This window comes from uncultured Paraglaciecola sp. (assembly GCF_943787955.1).
Lineage (GTDB): Bacteria > Pseudomonadota > Gammaproteobacteria > Enterobacterales > Alteromonadaceae > Paraglaciecola.
The window spans coordinates 302,135-326,190 of sequence record NZ_CALSOK010000013.1 but is presented as its reverse complement, the minus strand read 5'-3'; the positions used below and the strand labels follow the sequence as shown (position 1 = coordinate 326,190).

Genomic DNA, 24,056 nt, shown 5'->3' with positions numbered 1-24,056 from the left:
TGATCATTATATAGCTATCTGGTCATGGCTAACATGGTAATCGGGTTTTCCAAGTAAGATTTCCAAAGGTTATTAAACCTTACCATCGTCGCGCCATCGATAATTCTATGATCTCCCGACCAGCTTACGTGCATGATGTTAACGGCCTTCACAGCGTCATTTTCATCAAACCGTGGTAAACGTTGTATTTTACCCAATGCCACAATGGCTGATTCAGGTGCATTAATTACAGGTGTGGCGACTGTTCCACCAAGTACACCAATATTAGAAATGCTGATGGTTCCGCCTTTAAGGTCAGCACTGCTTAATCTTCCTTGACGTGCTAAGTCTACTAACTCGTTAGATTTTTTAGCGACCTCTAATAAAGATAAGTTTTGCACACCCTTGATGTTAGGTACCACTAAGCCGACCTTGGAGTCGACTGCAAGGCCGATATTGTGATCGTCAAAATAAGTGACTTCTGAGCAATCACTATTAATTTGACTGTTAATTATTGGGAACTGTTCTAATGCCAATGACATCGCTTTGATGAAAAATGGCATAAAGCTGAGTTTGACGCCTTCATTCTCAAACAATGCTTTAAGTTGTGATCTGGCGTCGATGAGTTTGTCCATTTCGATTTCTTCACTGACACTAAAATGGGGCACTGTAAAAACTGAATGCATCATATGTTTTGCCATAGCAGCTTGAATACCACGAATTGGCTCCACACGTTTACCGCCTGTTATCTTCGGAGTGATTACAACAGATCCAAGCGTTGGTGACGCACTAAAGCTAAGATCGTCCTTTAAAACGCGGCCTTTATCGCCGCTACCAGCTATCTGTGATAAATCAATTTCTAGCTCCCTAGCAAGCCTTCTTACTGCTGGGCTTGCTAATGCTTTACCCGTGTTCTTTTTTTCAGTGTCAGTGTGTGTAAGCTTAGAGGTAACCGTAGTAACAGTATTCGACACATTTGTTTCAGTCGTTTCAACTCCTTTGACGGATGATGTGTCCTGCTGCGGCGCTGAATTTTCATCAGTGACTTGCATAGCAAACAAAGGGGAATGCACTTTTGCAATATCGCCTTCGGCATAATAAAGCGTCGTGACCACACCGCTATACTTTGCAGGGATCTCTACTAACGCTTTATCGGTCATCACCTCAACTACTGGTTGGTCTTCAATAATTTCTTGGCCCTGTGTAACTAACCACTTGACCACTTCGCACTCGACAACGCCTTCGCCAATATCAGGCAGATATAAAATCTTGCATAGTTTGCTCCTTATCAATTGAGGTATAAAAAAAGGCTAAAAATTGACGGTGCGCTTTATCGCTTCGAAAGTTTTAAGGTGATCCGGCATATATTCTTTTTCATGGGCCAATGGATAAGGGGTATCTAACCCACAAACCCGGCAAATAGGTGACTCAAGATGAAGAAAACACTTTTCTTGCACACTGGCTGCTATTTCACTGGCAAAACCCGCAGTTAAGGGTGCTTCATGGTTGATCAATAACCGCCCCGTTTTCTCAACTGAACTGCATACCGTCTCAATATCCCAAGGCAAGATGCTCTGTAAGTCGATCACCTCACAAGAAATACCTTGCTCTTTAGACATAACAGCAGCTTTTTCTAAAATTTCAACTTGTGCGCCCCAAGCTAATAAAGTGATATCAGAACCTTCCTTAACAATATCTGCTTTTCCAAGAGGTAACTGGTAATCCTCTTCAGGTACTTCACCAACTGAAGCTCGATATAAACGTTTAGGCTCCATAAATAAAACAGGGTTATCATCACGAATTGACGCAATCAACAAGCCCTTTGCTTGATATGGGTTACGGGGAATAACCACCTTCATACCTGGTATATGAGCAAAAAATGCCTCAGGTGACTGAGAATGGTAAAGCCCACCTGATATACCACCGCCGTATGGCGTTCGAATAGTAAGTGTGCCACATGAAAACTGGCCACCAGAACGATAACGAAACTTTGCAGTTTCATTTATAATTTGGTCAAAAGCTGGAAAAATGTAGTCAGCGAATTGAATTTCAGCTACTGGTACTGCCCCCCTGAGAGGCAAGGCCAGTAGCAAAGCCTATGATGCCTTGTTCAGTTAAAGGTGTATTGAAACACCTGGCTTTTCCAAATGTATATTGTAGGTTACTTGTGGCTCTAAACACCCCACCAAAGTGTCCCACATCTTCACCAAACACTATGACTTTTTCATCATCATTCATAGCGGTGATCAGTGCATTATTTATTGCTTGCAGCATATTCAGAGTTGCCATGTTATGACCTCCCTGATGTTTTAGAATACGCTTCTGGATATATTTCGATATGGGTTTTCAATTCTGCTAATTGAGCCTTTAAATGCCATGGAGGTGTGTCATATACATCTTCAATGATTTGCTCAATAGGACATACGGGTACTAGTTCGGCAACTTTAAGCTCTTTTAAAATCTCTTGTCTGCCTTTTTCTATAAAGGCTAGATTGAGTTTTTCATCCAACCAACCTTTAGACTGCATCCATGTTTTAAATCGCGCTACAGGATCTTTTAACCTCCAACTCCCCTCTTCATCCTTGGAACGGTAACTTGATGGATCATCTGAGGTGGAATGTGCGGCTAATCTATATGTCATCGCTTCTATAAGTACTGGGCAATGATGTTCTAATGCTAATTGTCTGGCTTTTTGGGTCGCGGCGTAAACAGCTAACACATCGTTGCCATCTACGCGGATGGTTCTGATACCGTAACCTAAACCTCTAGAGGCAATACCATCACCTTTGAATTGTTCCTCTGAAGGTGTTGAAATGGCGTAGCCATTATTTCTACAGAAAAAGATAACGGGACAATTAAGGACTGCAGCCATGTTAAGTCCAGCATGAAAATCACCCTCAGATGCCGCACCCTCACCAAAATAACAAATAGTGACAGCTTCAAGTCCGGCCATCTTCTGACCATAAGCATAACCACTTGCTTGTGGGATCTGTGTAGCCAGAGGAGAAGAGATAGTCATAAAGTTAAGGGCGGTAGATCCATAATGGATGGGCATTTGCCTACCTTTGTTCAGCTCATTTTGATTACTGAACAATTGATCCATAAATTCTTTACTCGAAAATCCTCTATAAGCCAGTGCCCCTTGCTCACGATATTGAGACATGATCATATCTTGAGGCTCTAATGCAGCCGCACTGGCTACCGTTGAGGCTTCTTCACCAGTGCAGGCAAGATAAAAGCTAATTCTGCCCTGACGCTGTGCGGCCACCATCCTTTCATCCAACAATCTAACATATTGCATTGTCTGAAGAATTTTCAGAGCAGATGGTTGGCTGATAGTTGGTAATTCTGCTTGTTGATGCAACGAACCATCTGGTTGTAAAACTTGCAACATTGGAATATCAATTAAACCATCTTCAATCACGTTAACTTGATGAATCAGTCCAATATTCGCAAGATGATTTCTATCTTTCATTTATCAACCTATGGCAAAACAAGCATCAATACGATTGTTTATAATTTGTAAGTGGAATGTTAATGCTAGATGAGAACTGCAGGCATGACGTTGCCAATTAGATTATTTGACGTTAAAAAAAGAAATGAAATAGCTAATTAGAGTTAATAAAAGTGATATTCATCCTAATAAAAAATTGATTTAATTAATGATATGAAATCCCTATTTCCTAGCTTAATTATATATAATTTAAATTATGATTAGGAGCAAGATTTTATGGGGTGACAACATATATATAATTTGTGTCGTATTTATTATTTTGGTTAACTACAAAAATTTTTCACGAAGGTTGCTTGCAGTATATTTTCAATATCATCACTGTCAACAATACTAATATCACCCTAATTATTTTAGTCCGAATTTTAAATATGTTTAGTTAATATGGATATACGTGTCAATTTACTATATTCCAATTATCTAGCTTTTAATATAAAAGTACCTTCAACTTTAATACCATCCTCATTATTTTAAGAGATCTTACTCTTATAAATCGCTTTAAAATTAAACATAAAACGAATATAAAAAAACCACTCGTTTTTATGCGAGTGGTTTTATAAAAGTATAATTAAATTCCTTAGTAGTTGTATCTCGCTTGTAAATACCAAGTTCCGCCATTAAAACCAAACGGAGCTGATTCAGGGTACAATTGTCCACTGCCGCCAGCATTTGGATTTTCTTCAGGGTAAGTGTCTAGAAGATTATCTACACCTACTACAAATTCCAATTGCTCGTTGTACTGATAGGCAACTTGAACATCAATTAATAGTTCTGCACCAATTCCGGGGACACCGTTACCAGTATCATCCCACCCACCATAATAACTTGCACGTACCAACGTTCTGATATTATCTTTGGTATGATTCCACGCTACATTGCCTCGTATATTTGGTAGTAAATCTTCAATAGCTGAAACACGTCCCGCACCTATAGGATTAACAGTACCTAAATTATCTACTTCGGTTTTGTTATAGTTAGCTGCAACCGTGATCCCAGACTCTCCTCCCATAAAATCAAAGTTTATATTACCTACAACATCGATTCCTGTAGTAGTCGTATCGAAACTGTTCGAGAAAAATCTAAATTGTGCTAAGTCATCTAAACCAATAAATTGTTGGCGATCAATAACACCTTGTGAATCTAAACCCGTTAACGCTTCTGAGATTGTTGCATAATTAGACCCTGCTCCTCCTGCATAATTTAATGCATCAAGAAAGTCTACATTGGCACCAAGTGCAACACGATTTGTTAACTCAATGTTATAGTAATCAACTGTCCAAGTAGTATCTGCAATATTAAAGCCCAAGCCAACTGAAAAGTTTTTTGCATCCTCTGGACCAAGTTGAGGCCGACCATTGCCAAGACTCTCAATAAAGTCCGCTCCCAGCTGACCTGCTGCAGACGATAAAGGTAAGGTACCTTGGTCAACAAGAACACCTTGAACGTTTTGCGTTGTTACATTGGTTATGCTGGCTTGCCCCGCTGTTGGAGCATGAAAACCAGTTGAAATAGCGCCACGCAGTCTAACATCATCACTAACATGATAAATACCAGCCACTTTAAAATCAGTAGTATTCCCAAATTCACTAAAGTCTTCTGCTCTTACCGCTACCTGCATGGTTAGTTTTTCAGTGATATCCGCCTCAAGATCAACATAAAAAGCAGTACTGTCTTGTGAAGAAGAAGTAGTAGCAGGGAAGCCACCAAAACCATTAGAGCTCGATGAGAAACCTTGACTGGCTAGGACACCCAGTTCGTAAGACGCGGCGTCACCAGCAAAAAGGTCAAATTCTTCTTCTCTGTATTCTGCTCCAAAAGCTATATTTAGGTCGGATTCCAAACCCATGTCCACGCTATATACCAGGTCTAAATTAAACTGTGTTTCAGTTTGTTCTTGACCACCAGGTACAAAATCTCTTGGCGTGTCAGGCCCCATAGAAGCGTTTATAGTATTGCGGATGTAAAAATCAGTTTTGTTTGAACCTCGTTGTGCACTCACGTCATAACGAAGACCCGTACCTATACTAACTTCACCACGAACCCCCACAGTAAAGGCAGAATCTTCATTATTACCACCAAACCTTGGTACAAAACCACCTGGAATAGTTTCAATAAATGAGAAACAATTTGCATCTGCTGTTACCTGTGCAAGAAAAGTAGGATCAGGTGTAACATTTCCAGCACCACCAATAGGTATACCCGCAATACATGAGCCACCCACGCCTAATCCATCAAGATCGCCTACCAATACAGAATGCACACCGTCGGCCGCTGCAAGACCAGTCAAAGGGTCGACAGTAGGACCTCTATAAACACCGCCGCGTTGTGCACCTTCTGTAAGTGGATTACGATAGAAAAAACCACCCGTTACAGCTCTTTCTCCATAGTTACCAAAAAGATAAACCTCTGCATTTTTATTGATTTCAAAAGCCGAATTAATAAACAATTTAACATCGTCTTCTACATCAGGTGTACCCCAGTATTGAGAGAAATCACTTGTATAACTGTTTATTGTCTTAAAATCTGCAGCTGGCGCATATCCAGCAGCAATCATACCAAGACTGTCATTTCTAACAACTGATCTTAACGTACCTTCTACATCTCGTATTTCGGCAGTCAAATTTACAAATCCAGAATCTCCTAGAGGTAATCCAGCATTTGCCGATATGGTATAGTTGTTACCGTCACCTTCATAAGTAGAACCATAACGCGCTACAACCTCAAAACCTTCTGAGTCATCTTTAAGAATAAAGTTAAGTACACCCGCGATAGCATCTGAACCATATTGAGAAGATGCACCATCTCGTAAAACCTCAACTTGTTTCAATGCCATTGATGGAATTGCAGATATATCAACACCTTGAGCACCATCCGAAATACCACCACCAAGGAACGAAATGATTGAACCTCTATGACGACGTTTACCATTAACTAATACCAAAACGTTATCTGGTGAAAGACCTCGTAGATTGGCCGGTCTTACGATGGTTGCAGCATCACTAATCGGTTGGCTATTGATGTTAAATGAGGGTACTGCAGTACGAAGTAAATCTTGAACATCTGCAGAAGAGTTTTGTCGAAATTCATCTCCGCTTATTATATCTACTGGTACTGGAGAGTCGGCAGCTGAACGATCAGTCATTCTTGTTCCAGTTACGATGATGCTTTCTGTATCAGCTTCTTCTTGAGCCAATACAGGGGAAACTGAAACTACACTCGCTGCGGCTGATGCTGCGATAATATAACGTATATTCTTCGTTAATTTTGATATTGAAGTTCTCATTTTGTTTTCCTGTTTAATTTTTTTATAATAGTAAGGATAATTTATACGAACCTGTACTTCATTAAGTTCATTAAGTTCATTGAGTTCATTGAGTATTTTATGTGTCCTTTGACGCCCAAAAAATCAAACGTCAACAATATATATAACCCGTAATCCCATAAAAATATATAGCAAAAATAATATTATTTTTTTGCTATATATTTTCTCTATTAATTTGTTCAGGTGATTTTGGGGAGGGGTAAAGATTTTATATCGTGAATTTGCCGATTGGTATTTGTTATCAAGGTATTTTAAATGTCGAAGAAGATTAAATAATCATCTTCGACAAACTAGTTAATTAGCGAAAACTGCTTTCGCTTTTGCTCCAAAGTTTCATCAATAAAGATTCTACTGAGAGACTAGCAGCTAAGCCTAGCCTTTCTGGCAAACTTTTCTTCATACTGTATTTTACCGTGAAAATTTTCTTACTTTCATTTGCTGTTAATATGTAATCATCTGATGTCAGAATTTCATCGACTAAACCAAGCTCCTTTGCCTTAATGCCATACCAATATTCACCAGTTGCCACTTGATCAATATCTAATTCTGGTCTTTGGGCTTGTACAAAATCTTTAAACATATGATGTACATCTTCAAGTTCAGCTTTAAATTTCTCACGGCCCTGTTCGTTATTTTCACCGAACATAGTCAAAGTACGTTTGAATTCACCTGCAGTGTGTTGTTCAAACTCTATATTACTTTTCTTCAACAACTTGTTAAAGTTTGGTAATTGGGCAATCACACCAATAGAGCCAATAATGGCAAACTTCGCCGCCAACACGTGGTCCGCAACACAGGCCATCATATAACCACCACTTGCGGCAACTTTATCAACCGAAATAGTGAGCTTTATATTTTTGTCTTTGAGCCGTTGTAATTGAGAAGCAGCTAGACCATAGCCATGTACTACTCCACCACCACTTTCAAGTCTCACTAACACTTCATCTTCAGGTTTTGCTACGCAAAGAATAGCCGTGACTTCTTTGCGCAGATAATCCACCTCATGGGCGTCCATCGAACCAGTAAAATCGATAACAAAAAGTTGCCCATTATCAGGCGCATCAGTATCATTGTTTTTTTGCGCTTTTTTCTTGGCTTTCAGAGTCTTCTTTTGTTCTTTGTGAAATTGCTTAAGTTCGTAGTCGCTCAACAACTCACTTCTTGCAAACTCAGTAATCGACTCTAACTTGTCTGATAATGAGCTTATTTCAAGGTGGCCTTTACCTTGTTTTTGCTTACTCACTAAACTAATGATACCACCAAGCGCCAAAAGAATAGCCGCTACTATTGTTATTGCTTTAGCAATAAATAATCCGTACTCATATAAAAATTCCAACTGGGTTTACTCCTAAAAATATTTTCTGAGATATGGGGGTAAATAAACAAAAAAAAAGCCAAGTGATTAACTTGGCTTTTTTTTAACTTGTTAATTTAATTTTCAACCACTGATGTTTCAATAACAACTATGTTTGCACCACCAGAAACAAAAAATATTATTGCTTGGCTTTGCATTTCTTTAGTGGTTGCAGCACTAATGAAAAGGTTCAGAAGCGAAGAGTGAGCCCCCGAGATAAACCTTACTACGCCACTAACTTGGGCAGGAGTTGAAACTTTAGGTAACCCCATGATATCTGCCAACGCTTGTCCAACAACCAAAGGTAAAGTGGTGACAACAGGAGTAGTTTGGTCAGTTAATGCGATGCTTCCATCATCATTAGTTCAGCCGCCAACGACTAACTGAATCAATACAGGAGTGGTGTTTGCTAACTCCGAAGCAGAACTTATAGAGTCTGAAGCATCAATTGCCGTTTGCGATGCAAACTTAAATGATGAGAAACCTGTGCTAATTTCAGCAAGTTCTGCATCACCCAACAACTGCTCAAAAGCCGTGTAAGCTGGACCTATTGCAACGTCCGTAGGTAGTCCATTTTCTACTGCAAATACAGCTAAGAACTGTACAAATTCAGTCGATGTGGCCACTAATAGTGTTCCTTTAATAGATGGTCCAGAGTTAGCTGCATCAAAAATACCTGCAGCTGGGCCACCAGTTGGCACATTAATAACAGCCGTTTTAAAAGCATACATACTGTCAAATGCGGCTAAATCACATGGCCAACTTTTGTTGGCTATGGCTATGGCTATGGCTACTGCAACCGTCCCATAAATGGAACCCAAGCTTTGCTCCATAAAATGCACATCTGAGATGTTTAAATCGACCAAACCAGTAGTATCATTGATACCGTTAAGCGCTAATCTAAAGACTAAAATATCAGCGATACTTTGACGCGAATTATCTCGTGTAGTAAGCAGGTTTAAAAAGTCGATGTAGCCACTGCTATATATTAAATAAGCCTCTGTTTTTACTTTGTTTTTATAGTCGTTATATAGGAACAATAATGGGTACATACCCGCTTGATAAAGAGTACTTTTAATCTTATTACGACACATTTTTTCCCAATATTTATATACCCTCATTAAAAAAATCAGACCGTTTGGCACCGCAGCTTTGATACATAGGAAAAAGTGTTGTTTTGAACATCTAGCATGTGTTATGTTTTAATGTTTTTTTAATAAGGATATAAAGTTTTTATTAAAACATTAAATGGATATAAATATTATGAAGAAACCATTAAATGCACTAGGAAATAAAACTCGTCAGGTAAATAAAAAATTGCGACGGGAAAGAATTTTTAATACAGCAAAACGTCTAATAGCTACAAAAGGTTTGGAATATTTTACTGTAAATGAACTTGCTAATGAGGCTGGGGTTACTACGCCAACGGTTCACAACCTATTCGGGAAAAAAAGTGACATCATTAAAGAGTTGGTCTCGGAATTAATTGAACAAATGCAGGGTGTTTTTTTAGACAATCCGCCTAGCGACCCTATAGAAAATGCAAAGTTTTTCATAGGTAATATGGTTTCTGCATTCGAGAAAAATACGAATTTTTATCGCGCCGCACTTATGTCGGCAGAGCAAGTGAACTTGTTTGATCCTAGAATTCCGAACGGACTTTTCCAGCGTGCACAGCAATTGGCAGCTCCGAGGAAGGAGTGGTACGAGAGTGGATTGTTTTTAGGAAATATCGAACCCAGCACAATTATGAAAAGAGTTCACGATAGCAACCGGCTTGGGCGGCTTGACTGGGTTAATGGCTACATTGATTTGAATCAATACCGCCATCAGGTTCTAGAGAGCATACTTTTGGCTTACGCATCCGATGCCAACCCTGAACTTTACGCTAGGTTGAGTAAGGAAATCAGTTTACTCAACAGCCTTTAGTTTATAACACCATCAAGCAAGTATTGGCCATTAGGAATAACTGCTGATTATAAATTGCAAGTTGGATGTTTGCTCTGCTGTTACACACTAAATACTGGGGCTTTATCTACAAAATTATCAATATAGCTTTAATATCACCGCTCAACGTTGTTCAAGTTTTGCTGATGGGTGAGCGAACGCTGTCGCAGAATAAGCCTAAGTGACTTTATTCATTTTGGCAATAATATAGGGGTGAATAAACAGGGTCAGTCCTTGATGACTGAAATAATAAATAATTCTCAATTAGTTGCGGTATTCCAGCTTTACTTCATAGTCAATTTTCATCAATGGTTAAAAATAACGGAACATGTACCTGAAAATAATTTGATCACTTCTAATACCTTTAAAAAAAGCGGGGAGTTCATTAACAAGTTTCCGCTTTTGCGGAGCGCCTTATTTTACACCATTGACAAGCCGTTAGCGTTTAAATGTTACATGGCATGTCTGACTAATTTCTTACGGAATTCAGTTTTGCAATAAATACACCTGCATTTTAAATAGACCTTTTATGTAACAATTTTTTAAAGTTACTTTATTGATCCATTCTTTTACGTCTTCCATGACTTCAAAGCCCTTACCAAAATTTGATTTTATAAAAGAATATCACCATCCTCATTTTTAAATATGCAATGTCTTTTCCTCGGTTATTGCGAATAGTCACATCACTACTATATAAAAATATAGTAGTGATGTGAGGTTATAGGATATGTGGGAATTATAGTGTGTGTTAAGAATCGGGTTGCGAACAGAGTGGATCATCTGCGCATTATTAAAGTGTGATTTGCATTTGAAGAGTAAGAAAATTTGAAAGGTCAAGTGATTCGTATCGGAGTAATAATTGTATTTATGGTGATCATTACGTTGCTATTGTTGATGCTAATCCAACAAAATGATTCTGTGGGCGTTGCAAGAAATAATAAGCTTAATTATTTTGTTGCGTTTTTTTTCGTATGGCGTCCCCTGTGTCGCTAACTTGGCAAAGTTTAGCAGTCTCAGTTTTGTTTGGCGTTATCGTCTTTTGTGGTTCGATTGAATTGTTTCAAAACTTATTATGTCAACAGGTCACATGAAAAATGTTATTGGCGCATTTGTTGTTGGTGGAATTACTCGACAGGTGAAACCTAGGCTATAGAGTTAGTTTGCCGGAATAGTGCTTCACCTATCTAGCCTTCCTCACTCCCTAAACGCTGTATCTTTCATTTTAGCAATCGGTTGCCAGAAGTACTCTAAAATTGATCGCTTACCCCGGATTATATCAACTTGTGCAATCATGCCAGGAACAATTGAGACTGGAACATCATTACTCTCAAAAATTTCTGTATCAATTGATAGATTAACAGAATAAGCCGCTAATTTAGTTTCTTGCCTAAAAACTGTATCAGCAGAGACTTTAGTCAATGTACCCAATAAATATCCATATTTTGATGGGTCATATGCAGTAAGACTTATTTTAGCCAATTGACCTGGCTCAATGGTGGCAATATCTTTTGGATCAATAAAAGCTTCGATAAGTAGCTTGCCTTTTGTTGGTACAATTTCAGCAATCACCTCACCACTGGATACAACAGCTCCCAATGTGTTAAAGAACACACGATTTACAATCCCGTCAATTGGCGAACGTATTTTAGTTTCATTAAGCCGTTGGCGGATTGCAGGAAGACGTACCGCCAGCTCTGCAATTTCACTTATAACTTGGGAGCGCTCTTGATATACCTCAGTGTTATAATTTAGTTGAACGGATTGTAACTGGTGGCTGATTTGTTCAATTTCTAACTCAGTTTGAGCAACCTTTTCGGCGAGCACATAAAGCTGTGTTTTGAGCGATACATCTTCACGCTCTAACCTATAGCGCTCGGACCTTCTCACGACACCAGTATCAACCAAAGGCAATACCTCAAACATTTCTTTGTTTAAGAGGGCTTTAATACTATTTAGACCGTCAATTTCGGCGCCAAAGCCTAGAAGGACTTTACCCTTAAGCTTCTTGTCTTGGTTAAGGGCTTTAAATTCGGCATTTAAACTTTTACGTCGAGACGACATGAGCTCAATTTCAGCATCCAAGAGTGTATTTGTATAGCTATTAGCGTTATTGCGAACACTTGCGATCGTGCCTCCATTTAGCTCAGTGTCCAAGCGGATCATCTTTAATCTCAAATTACCCAGACGTGTCTCAAGCTCTTCTAAAATACCTTCAGCTTTAATTGGATTAATTGATGCAATAATTTGCCCAGCATTAACTTTACTTCCCTCTTCTACAAGATAAGTTGCTATAGCGCCACGCTCAGGAGATTGCACATTTTTATTTTGGCCATCAGAAATAACGCGGCCATCGCCTCGCTTAACTAAATCTAATTGAGTGTAGTTTGCCCATACAATAAATACTGTAAAAACTGCAGCAACCAATAAGATCATGAAATACTCGCGACCATTGTAATTGTCATTTTGAGGAAATCGCATATTAATTCTTCTTCTGTGCGCGTTTCTTCAAAAGATCGAAGTAAGCATCTTTTGTGCCATCACCAACAATCTTGCCTTGATCCATGACAATAACCCGATCACACATTGCTACTACAGGCATTTTGTGGGTTACTATTATAATAGTCTCATTTATTAAGTGTTTAGATAAATGTGCAATAACTTTATGTTCACTCACTCCATCCATCGCACTTGTTGGCTCATCTAAGAGTAATAACGGTGGTTTAAATACGAGGGCTCGCGCTAACATCACAGCTTGTTTTTGGCCACCAGATAAATTGCTTCCTTGATCTTGAATTGCGAATTCTAAATCCGCAGTTGTGCCATCTCCAACAAAGTCAGCGCCAACGGCTTTTAAGCATTCTAGGGTATATTCATCACTGCAATCATCTTGACCTAAGGCAATATTATCGCGCAATGACCCTGTAAATAACCAAGGTTCTTGAAACACTGTTCCTATGGATCGAAATAAATCAGCTCGTGGATATTGACGCACATCAGATCCATTAATTAAGACGGTACCCGTTTCAGGAGCGAGAAGCCCAACAATTAGTTTTACCAAAGACGTCTTTCCAGAGCCTGTTCGACCTACGATTGCAACTTTCTCACCTTTTTTAATGCTTAAGTTAAGACCATTAAAAAGCGGACGTCCCATTTCTGACAAACGCAACGTTGCACTGCTCACTTCAACAGCACCATCATTTGTATTTCTGATTGCTGAACCCTCCCCATCACTTTGCATGCGAGCTGCGGATAAAAATCTTTTTAAATTTCCACGTGCAACATAAGCCGCGTTCGCACGTCCAAGCGTCTGACCAACCTTTGAAAGCGGTCCAAGTGCGCGTCCAGATAAAATAACCGTCGCGATTATCGCGCCCATGGTAATGACTTGGTCAGCAAACAGATGGAACCCATATACTATTACAGCAACCTGAGATATTTGCTGGATTATAGTAATTGTGTTTCCATTAATTTCTGCATAGGTTTTTGCTTGATGAGATGCCTTAGCATAGAAGTTTGACTGCAAAAGGAACTTCTTCTTCATAAGAGAAAATGCTCCATTGACTCTTAAAGCTTCTAAGCCGCCTAAAACTTCCACAAGAAGACTTTGGCGTGATTGTGCAGACACAGAAACAGCGGCAGAATTGCGAACAAGTAATGGCTGAAGGGCAAGTATAAGGATTAATATGACCGGTATACATATCAGTGGAACAATGAATAATGGCCCTCCAATCATGGAAATCACCAATACAAAGACGAGGATAAAGGGCAAATCAATCAAAGTTAGGATTGTGGCTGAACTCATAAAGTCTTTATAGACTTCAAAGTCGCGCATAACAGACGCAAGCTCACCCACAGATTTACGTTCTTTGGTATTAGAAACTTCAATAAATTGCTCAAAGATATCTTCATTCACTGCTATATCTACAGTAACTGAAGACCGCTCAACAATTCTGCTTCGCGCACCTTTTAATAACGTATCAAATAAAATCGCGAGCCCCACGCCAATAGCCAAAGCGTAAAGTGATTGCGTGGCTTGGTTAGGCAAAACTCTGTCATATACCACCATAACAAAAAGTGATGTAGCCAATCCTAATATATTTGAAAGTAGAGCGGCAATCGCAATCCAAGAAAACCGCTTCATGCCCAGTGTCTTTAGGGGGCTAAGTGCTTTTAGTCGCGATTTTACAGATTTGTTTTCCTCAAGTGCGGGGTGAGAAAAAATAAGATTTCCCGAATACCATTCTCCAAATTCTTTTTTAGTGAGCTTTCTTTTTTTTCGCGTCGGTCCATCGAATATAATAAATTGCTCAGCACGAACATCCTCTAAGATTCCAAGCTCCTCCTCTTTGCCAAGCAACAGAGAGGGACATAATGCTGGAGATAAATCTGAGACTTTTGCCGCCACAGTATTACAAATAAACCCAAAGCTGCTAATAGCGTCGCTTGACCAATCCATAACATCTGACCTTGGGCTTGATGTGACAGCTTCTCTAACCTCGTTATACGTATTCTTTGACCCTGAGCGTTGAAGAAACGCATGTATCGTAAATGCATCGCGTACATCTGTTGTATTAACTCTGTCTTGAGATTCAACAGATGTCATGCAGAATTCCCGAAGTTTTTGACATTACATATATAAACAGCTTTGCATGCTTGTCCCGTGGCACCAAGATCAGAAAGCTTTTGCATAACGTCATCATTTTTTAAATTCTCAATGGCTATTTCAGTTTTCGCAAGGGTTAATATATCTTCTGCAAGAACCGTTACATCTACTTGACCAGCTTTTAACTTGTCCTCAAGCTTATTTATACGATTCTTGGAGATACACACCCGCCCATCTAAAAGGACTTTCTTTTTTTTATTAAAAGCTTCAAATTTATCCAACTGTTGGTGTTCTAGAGAAAATTTTTCCTCATATGGCGACATATCTAAGGCATTAAATTCCAATTCTTTTTTCAAAGTAACAATAGAAGCTTCTGCTTTTCCAACTTCTTTAAATGGCAATTCCATGGTAATGCCAACAAATATAGTACTACCGGCGCCACGTGGCTTATTGTTAATCCCTATGTTGGTGTAGTCCGAGAATACAAACCTGCTTCATATGAATATTGAAGAAAGAGCAAATACGAATTTGTTATATGAACGCATTTGAAGAAAAATGTTGTCATCTTATTATGCTATGTCGACGACTTGAAAATCAGATTCAGTCAATTGGCTTGCATCAATATTATGAAGGATTTCTAGGTATTCCGAACCATATGAGACGATGGTATGGCTAGTATAATCAACTTCAACTTCACCTTCACCTTTACCTTGTGCAATTGTGAGCGGGGAAAACAACAAACCATCATCAAGGCCAAAGTTAACATTACCATTTGTAAAGTCGGAGATAATATCTGTATCAGATAAAGCGTTACCATCATCGCCAGGACGCAGAATAATTTGTTCTGATCCAGGGCCCGTCGCTATGGTATCTGAGCCAGTACCACCATCAATTTGATCATTGCCATTGCGTCCAAATAGGATATCAATTCCAGCGGTACTCGAACCACCGTCTCCAGTTATCGTATCGTCCCCATCACCATATGCAATGTCGACGGTTTGAAAATCAGATTCAGTCAATTGGCTTGCATCAATATTCTGAAGGATTGCTAGGTATTCCGAGCCATATGAGACGATGGTATGGCTAGTATAATCACCTTCACCTTGTGCAATAGTGAGCTGAGAAAACAACAAACCATCATCAAGGCCAAAGTTATCATTACCGTCTGTAAAGTCGGAGATAATATCTGCATTAGATAGCGCGTTATTGCCATCGCCTGGACGCAGAATAATTTGGTCTGATCCAGGGCCAGTCGCTATGGTATCTGAGCCAGTACCCACCGTCAATTTGATCATTGCCATTGCGTCCAAGTAGGATATCATTTCCATCACCACCAAATAGGGTATCATTTCCAGCGAAACCCGAACCACCGTCTCCGGTTATCGTATCGTCCCCATCGCCACCTATTAACGTATCATGGCCTTTCCAGCCATTTATATGATCGTTTCCAGCCCCACCATCATAAGTATCGTTTCCATTAGTTAGGAAAATATTATCATTGCCAGCAACGCTACCATCATTATTTAGATCAGTTTGGAATGCTGTTTCATGTTGAGCCATAGTACGGGCAATGTTTGACAGATAATTACCCGAAGCGTCCACTTCTTTCGCCATTGTTCGACCATCACCGTGTTCGTAAAACAGCTGAAAGCCACCATTTCCGTATGCCTCAACTTGAGTAACGCTCCACCCGTCGCTTCTATTTGAATTGCCAAAGCTGCTGATAACAGCATCATTGCTATCAATAATATGATATTGGTTGGCGGCCGTTGCGAGCTTATAGTTACCATTGTCCTCTAACGTTGTTAGGTCGAGGCCTATGACACCATCACCATCTAGATCCGCTTGGAATGCTAATTCATGTTGAGTCATAGTACGCGTAATGATTGATTGATAATTAAACGAAGCGTCCACTTCTTTCGCCATTGTTCGACCATCACCGTGTTCGTAAAACAGCTGAAAGCCACCATTTCCGTAAGCTTCAACTTGAGTAACGCTCCACCCGTCGCTTCTATTTGAATTGCCAAAGCTGCTGATAACAGCATCATTGCTATCAATAATATGATATTGGTTGGCGGCCGTTGCGAGCTTATAGTTACCATTGTCCTCTAACGTTGTTAGGTCGAGGCCTATGACACCATCACCATCTAGATCCGCTTGGAATGCTAATTCATGTTGAGTCATAGTACGCGTAATGATTGATTGATAATTAAACGAAGCGTCCACTTCTTTCGCCATTGTTCGACCATCACCGTGTTCGTAAAACAGCTGAAAGCCACCATTTCCGTATGCCTCAACTTGAGTAACGCTCCATCCGTCGCTTCTATTTGAATTGCCAAAGCTGCTGATAACAGCATTATTGCTATCAATAATATGATATTGGTTGGCGGCCATTGCGAGCTTATAGTTACCATTGTCCTCTAACGTTGTTAGGTCGAGGCCTATGACACCATCACCATCTAGATCCGCTTGGAATGCTAATTCATGTTGAGCCATAGTACGCGTAATGGTTGATTGATAATTAAACGAAGCGTCCACTTCTTTCGCCATTGTTCGACCATCGCCGTGTTCGTAAAACAGCTGAAAGCTTCCGTTTCCGTAAGCTTCAACTTGAGTAACGCTCCATCCGTCGCTTCTATTTGAATTGCCAAAGCTGCTGATAACAGCATCATTGCTATCAATAATGTGATATTGGTTGGCGGCCATTGCGAGCTTATAGTTACCATTGTCCTCTAACGTTGTTAGGTCGAGGCCTATGACACCATCACCATCTAGATCCGCTTGGAATGCTAATTCATGTTGAGCCATAGTACGCGTAATGGTTGATTGATAATTAAACGAAGCGTCCACTTCTTTCGCCATTGTTCGACCATCGCCGTGTTCGTAAAACAGCTGAAAGCCACCATTTCCGTATGCCTCAACTTGAGTAACGCTCCACCCGTCGCTTCTATTTGAATTGCCAAAGCTGCTGATAACAGCATCATTGCTATCAATAATATGATATTGGTTGGCGGCCATTGCGAGCTTATAGTTACCATTGTCCTCTAACGTTGTTAGGTCGAGGCCTATGACACCATCACCATCTAGATCCGCTTGGAATGCTAATTCATGTTGAGCCATAGTACGCGTAATGGTTGATTGATAATTAAACGAAGCGTCCACTTCTTTCGCCATTGTTCGACCATCGCCGTGTTCGTAAAACAGCTGAAAGCTTCCGTTTCCGTATGCCTCAACTTGAGTAACGCTCCACCCGTCGCTTCTATTTGAATTGCCAAAATTGGCGATAGGGCTAGATCCGTAGCCGTCAACAATATGATGTTGGATACCGCCGAGGTCAAGCTCCTTATTGGAATTTTCCCCTTCGGCTATACTGTTGTTGTTATCTAGATCAACGTTGAAGATTGGTTCATATTGTATTGCAGGCCGAGGTAAGGCGTGATTGCCTATAAATACAATATCCGACCCTGTATGTTGGCCTGATGCATCAAACTTAAACCCAAAATTATTATAATTAAGCCAAGGACTATTATCCCAGTCTGGTTGAGTAGAGTTACTTGCGAGAACCAGAAAGCCATTACCATTTGGATTTTCTTCAACGTGTGTCGGTATGTAAATAGAGGTTAAACCTGTTAGCCTTAAACTGTTGCCACTATCATCTAAAATATAATACGTGTGGCCCCCCGTGGCAAGTCTATAATGACCACTGGTTTCCAAGTAATTCAAACTACTACCATTGCTATCAAGGATATAATATTCGTGACCATCCTCGGCTAAACTGAAGTCTCCGTTGGTCTCTATCGTTGTCAGGTTAAGGCCTATGACTCCATCAACATTTAGATCAGCTTGAAAAGCTGTTTCATTTTGAGCCATAGTACGGGCAATGTTTGACAGATAATTACCCGAAGCGTCCACTTCTTGCGCCATTGTTCGACCATCGCTATGGGAATAAAACAGTTGAAAACCACCATTTGCGTTCGCTTCAACTTGAGTAACGCTCCATCCGTCGCTTCTATTGGAATTGCCAAAGCTACTGATAACAGCATCATTACTATCAATAATATGATACTGGTTGGCAGCCGTTGCGAGCTTATAGTTACCATTGGACTCAAGAATATAGTATTTGTTACCATCCTCGTCTGAAATGTAGTCTCCGTTGGCTTCTAGATTGTTAAAATTATTTGACATTAAAGCCCCCATTCGAGGTATTTATACTATCACTTGGCTTTTGGTTGGATGTGTTCAAACAAAATATGAAGGGCTCTAAGCCAGCTTCACAGCCAGTCCACATGGTTACCATGTTCCTAGCGAGTTCGGTTTTTAATAATGCCCGAGGACGGCCCAATGTTGAGAACACAAGTGATGGTTGGCTTTCCTTCATTTTTGCGGTGCTAGCAAATGTATTGAGTTCATTATGACTATTGCCTATAGATTTTATACACAATAAAATTAGCATGACGCATTTTATTTATAAATTTTATTTATAAATTTTAGTGGTAGTAAAATCTGTATGCGGAGCAACGTAGGAAGGCGAATTGCTCGTCCGTTAAAAAAGCAAAGGGGGTAAACTCGTACCTGCCTAAACGTCAAATCTTATATAGAGTTCATCATGGAAAACTTAGACATAGCTCGGAGAAACATCGTTCGCCAAGTTTAAATAAAGTTGCGTCGGCAACGAATTCTGGCTCTTGCCGTGCACCTAATCGCGTCAGATGAAATGGAGGAGTTTACGATAAACCCGCTTGCCAGCGATGCTGGGTATCAACCCCAACGATTTTCGTCTTATTTGGAAAAAATGACATGGTTAACAAGTTGGTTGCGAATTTAATTGAAAATATAAACGGCTTGGCTGTTCTTTCCCCTGCTGGAACGTATGGCAACTCATTTTGAGATAGGGTTTCTTTACAATACTGGAAATAAGCGAGCTAGAACTTAAAGCCGATACATTTAAATAATTTACGCATTTAAAACAATGAATTGATGACTAATTTTTGCATATTTCTATTCATTATTACATGCTATCCTATTTTGTTATACACATGCCTCAGGTCTTTTAATTTAATGCGGAGTAATGCGAAGTAGTGCGAAATTCTCAAACTTATTCCAATTACGTCTCAAGTATTAGCTTGCATAACCGTCTGCTTTATAGCTCGGGTATTATTAGTCACGCGCTCAAAGAAGCGGCAATGGGTGTCTTTGTCCTGTTTTACTATAAGCAGGTGCTTGGACTGTCTGGGACGCTGACTGGTCTTGCTATCGCCATTTCAATTATCTGGGACGGTATCAGCGACCCAATGATTGGCGCCTGGTCAGACCGTTTGCGCTCGCGCATTGGCCGCCGCCACCCGTTAATGATTGCCGCTGTTATTCCAATGGTTTTGGGTTTTGTTATGCTGTACGGGCCACCCGATAACATGCTAAGCGATCAAGTCCAGCTGTTTATCTGGCTGCTGATCAGCTTACTGCTGGTACGCACAGCTCTGAGCTTTTTTATGGTTCCCTATTTAGCTATGGGTGCTGAGATTACCCACGACTATCACGAACGTACACAGCTGGCTGGGATGCGCACAAATGTGGCCTGGATTATTGGTACGCTTGCCTCGGCCACCGCCCTGATTTTTTTATTCAATGATGAAAGTGGCTTAGATGGCCGCTTCATCATCGACAATTACCGTTTTTTTGGCTGGGTCAACGGCTTCCTCGTCGTGTTGTTCAGCGTCATCTGCATTGCCGGCACTTGGCAATACATTCCCATGCTCGCCGGTGGCGAGGTGCATGCCGGCAACAATATGTTGCGCGATGTGTTCAACACATTTCGCAACAAGAACTTTAGATACATCGTGATCTTGGATATGGGGTTGGGTGGTATCGGCAGTATTACCGCTACATTGCTAATGGTGACTTATACCTATTTTTGGCAACTGGATGCAACTCAGACTTCCTTACTGTTTGCCGGTCCCATTATTCTCGCTGTTCTGTTGTCGGCTGTTTTTTCTGGAACACTGAATCGACTATTTGAAAAACAACAGTTACTGCGCATGACCTGCGCTATGACCACCATCAACCTACTCTGGCTGACACCGTTGAAATTGTTTGACCTATTACCAGATAACAGCACGTTTGTTTTTACCTTGATCTACGTCAACTGGGCAGTACATATGACGATGACTATTCTGCGCGTGATCACCGTTCACTCGCTGCTGGCAGATATCGTGGATGAGCAGGATTTGGCCACTGGAAAACGTCAGGAGGGCGTTGTTTTTGCTGTGGCTTTTTTTTCCTCCAAATTTATGGGCGCCTTTGGCTACTTAACGGCAGGTCCGTTTTTAGACTTGATAGGCCTGCAGGCTGGGGCTCAACCAGGTGAAGTATCCAGTACGGTAACGTGGGGTCTCGGCCTGATTATAGGCCCAGGGCTTGCGATTATCATGCTGCTACCCATGTGGATGTCATTCAAAGTGAATATGAGTCACGCCAGTCAATTGGAAGTTCGCCAGGCCCTGTCACAACGACAACAGGCAGCCAAAAGCGGCGACAGCCCCCTATCAGCAGACCAAGAGCCCACTGAGAGCCGAGTTTAATCAGCAAGGTGTCACTAAAACACCACACGGAATAAGTATTGAGGCGCCCCAGTGCGGAAATGGAACGAAATAGATCTGAGATGGTAGCGATACGCGAATGATGTCTGGAGGAAATTGGTGGTGTTTGTAGGTGTACATTGCCTGATTTTACCTATTATGGCGACTTAACTTGGCAACACCCACGAGCTTTTTACTTAGCCCTCATTGCTACGCCACAGGCTAATGGCCAATAATTAACGTGATAGCGCCATAAACTAGAGGCTGTTGAGTAAATTGATTTCTTCACTTCGCCTAGCGTTAAGTTCGGGGCTGGAATCAGACGCGAGCGGCAAAAGTATTATTTCTAAAACCTGATGGCAGTATTGATTCAAATCGATATAGCCATTAACCCAGTCAAGTCGCCCGATCCGCTTGCACTTGCGAACTCTTTTCATAGTTGTACTGGGTTCGATTTTTCCTAAAAGCAACCCACTCCCGGACCACTCTTTTGACAATGTTGCCACTTTTAGTGCTTGCTGAAAGAATCCATTAGGCAATTTAGGATGTAACATTCCTTATTTCTCTGCCGAAATATAAGCGGCGCTAAAAAATCTGTATTTTTATCGTATTAAGTAACTTGTTTACCGACAAAAATCGTTGCATTTTCTATAGGGTTGTTAGGGGGAAAGAACAGCCAAGCCGTTTATATTTTCAATTAAATTCGCAACCAACTTGTTAACCATGTCATTTTTTCCAAATAAGACGAAAATCGTTGGGGTTGATACCCAGCATCGCTGGCAAGCGGGTTTATCGTAAACTCCTCCATTTCATCTGACGCGATTAGGTGCACGGCAAGAGCCAGAATTCGTTGCCGACGCAACTTTATTTAAACTTGGCGAACGATGTTTCTCCGAGCTATGTCTAAGTTTTCCATGATGAACTCTATATAAGATTTGACGTTTAGGCAGGTACGAGTTTACCCCCTTTGCTTTTTTAACGGACGAGCAATTCGCCTTCCTACGTTGCTCCGCATACAGATTTTACTACCACTAAAATTTATAAATAAAATTTATAAATAAAATGCGTCATGCTAATTTTATTGTGTATAAAATCTATAGGCAATAGTCATAATGAACTCAATACATTTGCTAGCACCGCAAAAATGAAGGAAAGCCAACCATCACTTGTGTTCTCAACATTGGGCCGTCCTCGGGCATTATTAAAAACCGAACTCGCTAGGAACATGGTAACCATGTGGACTGGCTGTGAAGCTGGCTTAGAGCCCTTCATATTTTGTTTGAACACATCCAACCAAAAGCCAAGTGATAGTATAAATACCTCGAATGGGGGCTTTAATGTCAAATAAATTAAAATCTGGGCACCGTAAAAAAGTGGCATGCGGATTACTACCAGTGACACTAGTACATGCGGTAACCCTGGTCCTCGTGTTTGCGCTCGGTGGTTGTGCGGTTGTGCCAGGTGCCCATATATCGGGGGTTGATACGCGCGAAATGGACGATGTGAGCGGTAGTGCAGTAAATTTTATTCCGATTACTCAGAGCCTGATCCACGAGATGCAGCAACGGAAACCCTGGACTGTGCAAGTGGCGACTTATGTTGACGAATCGGATGCTAGAAAAATACAGAGGGTACTCTTATCTGAAGGATTTAATGCGACCGCTAAGAGTATGACCATTAATGGCATGAATCATTACAGGGTCTATGTAGGTCCACAATCAGACAATAGCAGCGCTGATACTATTAAGAATTTAGTTGATTCGCGGTTTGGTTTAGAGAGTATTATTTTGGATCACGCGGAGGCAAGCAGTGACTCAAGCATGGCATTTACCGAGCAAATAAAGAGCTATTCTTATCTTGTGGGCAGCGGGGACATACTCAACATCACAGTTTGGGATCATCCCGAGCTGACCATCCCTCAAGGAGGACAAAGAACGCCCATCGAAGCTGGCAACGTCATTCACACCGACGGCACTGTTTTCTATCCGTACGTAGGCAATATTTTTGTAGTTGGCAAGCACGTCACCGAAATCAGAGCTTTAATTACTCTGGGCTTGAGTGGGTATATCAAAGATCCTCAGGTTGACGTGGCCGTAGCGGCCTTCAGATCTCAGCGCGTGTTTGTATCTGGCGCGGTGAACGACCCGAAAACGATTGCTGTGACCGACGTACCCATAACGTTGCTTGATGCGCTTAACTCTGCCGGTGGCCTGGCAGCCGACGCCGATTGGCGCTCGGCGACTTTGACGTCAACACGCGCTGGCGTTTCGATCAAAGAGGTAATCGATCTCTCAGCATTTTATAAAGAGGGGCTGTTGAATCATAACAGACTGCTCAGGTCCAACGATGCGCTGCACGTGCCGCGCAACGATGCGCTCAAAGTCTTCGTCATGGGAGACGTTATCAGCGCAGGAACGCAGCGAATTGATCGCAGCGGACTGACACTTGCCGAGGCGTTAAACGACGTAGGGGGTATCAATGAAGCCTCCGCCGACGCCTCTGGTATTTTTGTGCTGAGGGCGAACGATGCGGCTTCAAAAATGGTGGATATCTACCAGTTGGACGCTTCAATGGGCTCCATGCTTATTTTAAGCACGCAGTTCAGACTAAAACCCATGGACATTGTCTATGTTACCTCCGCGCCGGTCGCCCGCTGGAACAAGGTGATGCGCCAGCTCACTAGTAGCTTTAACGCCATCTGGGCAACGACTGCGGCGAGAAACGCCAACTAATTTTGGGGGGAATTTCCTACAATGGGTGAGAAT

Annotated in this window: 15 protein-coding genes and 1 pseudogene; 3 read left to right on the top strand and 13 right to left on the bottom strand. The window is 41.0% G+C overall.

Annotation, left to right across the window (positions count from 1 at the left end; all coding sequences use genetic code 11):
• Positions 1-14 precede the first annotated feature (14 nt).
• The 7 genes and pseudogenes from Q0Y52_RS13455 to Q0Y52_RS13425 form a co-directional block, all read right to left on the bottom strand.
• Complete coding sequence (locus tag Q0Y52_RS13455) at positions 15-1,271, bottom strand: 2-oxo acid dehydrogenase subunit E2 (protein WP_297822374.1); 1,257 nt, start codon at positions 1,269-1,271, stop codon at positions 15-17.
• 18 nt (positions 1,272-1,289) lie between these two features.
• Positions 1,290-2,268 (bottom strand): annotated as a pseudogene (locus Q0Y52_RS13450) (transketolase C-terminal domain-containing protein).
• A 1-nt stretch (position 2,269) separates the two neighbouring features.
• Positions 2,270-3,454 carry a thiamine pyrophosphate-dependent dehydrogenase E1 component subunit alpha gene (locus tag Q0Y52_RS13445; protein ID WP_297822372.1) on the bottom strand — a complete coding sequence of 395 codons (1,185 nt, stop codon included), beginning with the start codon at positions 3,452-3,454 and terminating at the stop codon, positions 2,270-2,272.
• A gap of 613 nt (positions 3,455-4,067) precedes the next feature.
• Positions 4,068-6,773 (bottom strand): TonB-dependent siderophore receptor, encoded by a 2,706-nt coding sequence (locus Q0Y52_RS13440; RefSeq protein ID WP_297822370.1) that lies wholly within the window; start codon positions 6,771-6,773, stop codon positions 4,068-4,070.
• A 337-nt stretch (positions 6,774-7,110) separates the two neighbouring features.
• Complete coding sequence (sohB, locus tag Q0Y52_RS13435; protein WP_297822369.1) at positions 7,111-8,148, bottom strand: protease SohB; 1,038 nt, start codon at positions 8,146-8,148, stop codon at positions 7,111-7,113.
• A 95-nt stretch (positions 8,149-8,243) separates the two neighbouring features.
• Positions 8,244-8,438 carry a hypothetical protein gene (locus Q0Y52_RS13430; protein WP_297822367.1) on the bottom strand — a complete coding sequence of 65 codons (195 nt, stop codon included), beginning with the start codon at positions 8,436-8,438 and terminating at the stop codon, positions 8,244-8,246.
• Between the two features lie 93 nt (positions 8,439-8,531).
• Positions 8,532-9,260, bottom strand: coding sequence for a hypothetical protein (locus Q0Y52_RS13425; RefSeq protein ID WP_297822365.1), 729 nt, complete (start codon positions 9,258-9,260; stop codon positions 8,532-8,534).
• A 169-nt stretch (positions 9,261-9,429) separates the two neighbouring features.
• On the opposite strand from Q0Y52_RS13425, the gene Q0Y52_RS13420 reads away from it, so the two are divergent.
• Entirely contained in the window at positions 9,430-10,095 is a 666-nt protein-coding gene (locus tag Q0Y52_RS13420) for a TetR/AcrR family transcriptional regulator (protein WP_297822363.1), read from the top strand.
• Between the two features lie 1,212 nt (positions 10,096-11,307).
• On the opposite strand, the gene Q0Y52_RS13415 is transcribed toward Q0Y52_RS13420, so the two are convergent.
• The 5 genes from Q0Y52_RS13415 to Q0Y52_RS13395 form a co-directional block, all read right to left on the bottom strand.
• Entirely contained in the window at positions 11,308-12,591 is a 1,284-nt protein-coding gene (locus Q0Y52_RS13415) for an HlyD family type I secretion periplasmic adaptor subunit (protein ID WP_297822361.1), read from the bottom strand.
• A gap of 1 nt (position 12,592) precedes the next feature.
• The gene (locus tag Q0Y52_RS13410; RefSeq protein ID WP_297822359.1) at positions 12,593-14,716 is read right to left on the bottom strand and encodes an ATP-binding cassette domain-containing protein; all 2,124 of its coding nucleotides are present in this window, start codon (positions 14,714-14,716) and stop codon (positions 12,593-12,595) included.
• Positions 14,713-15,123: a hypothetical protein gene (locus Q0Y52_RS13405; protein ID WP_297822357.1), complete on the bottom strand. Its 411-nt coding sequence runs from the start codon at positions 15,121-15,123 to the stop codon at positions 14,713-14,715. Before Q0Y52_RS13405 ends, Q0Y52_RS13410 begins: the two co-directional genes overlap by 4 nt.
• A gap of 162 nt (positions 15,124-15,285) precedes the next feature.
• Positions 15,286-16,011: a hypothetical protein gene (locus tag Q0Y52_RS13400; protein ID WP_297822355.1), complete on the bottom strand. Its 726-nt coding sequence runs from the start codon at positions 16,009-16,011 to the stop codon at positions 15,286-15,288.
• Complete coding sequence (locus Q0Y52_RS13395; protein WP_297822353.1) at positions 15,920-18,901, bottom strand: calcium-binding protein; 2,982 nt, start codon at positions 18,899-18,901, stop codon at positions 15,920-15,922. The genes Q0Y52_RS13400 and Q0Y52_RS13395 overlap by 92 nt, the downstream gene beginning before the upstream one ends.
• Positions 18,902-19,839: 938 nt before the next feature.
• On the opposite strand from Q0Y52_RS13395, the gene Q0Y52_RS13390 reads away from it, so the two are divergent.
• Positions 19,840-21,294 (top strand): MFS transporter, encoded by a 1,455-nt coding sequence (locus Q0Y52_RS13390; RefSeq protein ID WP_297822351.1) that lies wholly within the window; start codon positions 19,840-19,842, stop codon positions 21,292-21,294.
• Positions 21,295-21,548: 254 nt separating this feature from the next.
• Here the strand turns inward: Q0Y52_RS13390 and Q0Y52_RS13385 are convergent, their stop codons facing one another.
• Positions 21,549-21,845 (bottom strand): hypothetical protein, encoded by a 297-nt coding sequence (locus tag Q0Y52_RS13385; protein WP_297822349.1) that lies wholly within the window; start codon positions 21,843-21,845, stop codon positions 21,549-21,551.
• A gap of 783 nt (positions 21,846-22,628) precedes the next feature.
• Here Q0Y52_RS13385 and Q0Y52_RS13380 point away from each other — a divergent pair.
• Complete coding sequence (locus Q0Y52_RS13380; protein ID WP_297822347.1) at positions 22,629-24,023, top strand: polysaccharide export protein; 1,395 nt, start codon at positions 22,629-22,631, stop codon at positions 24,021-24,023.
• The last annotated feature ends 33 nt before the right edge of the window (positions 24,024-24,056 follow it).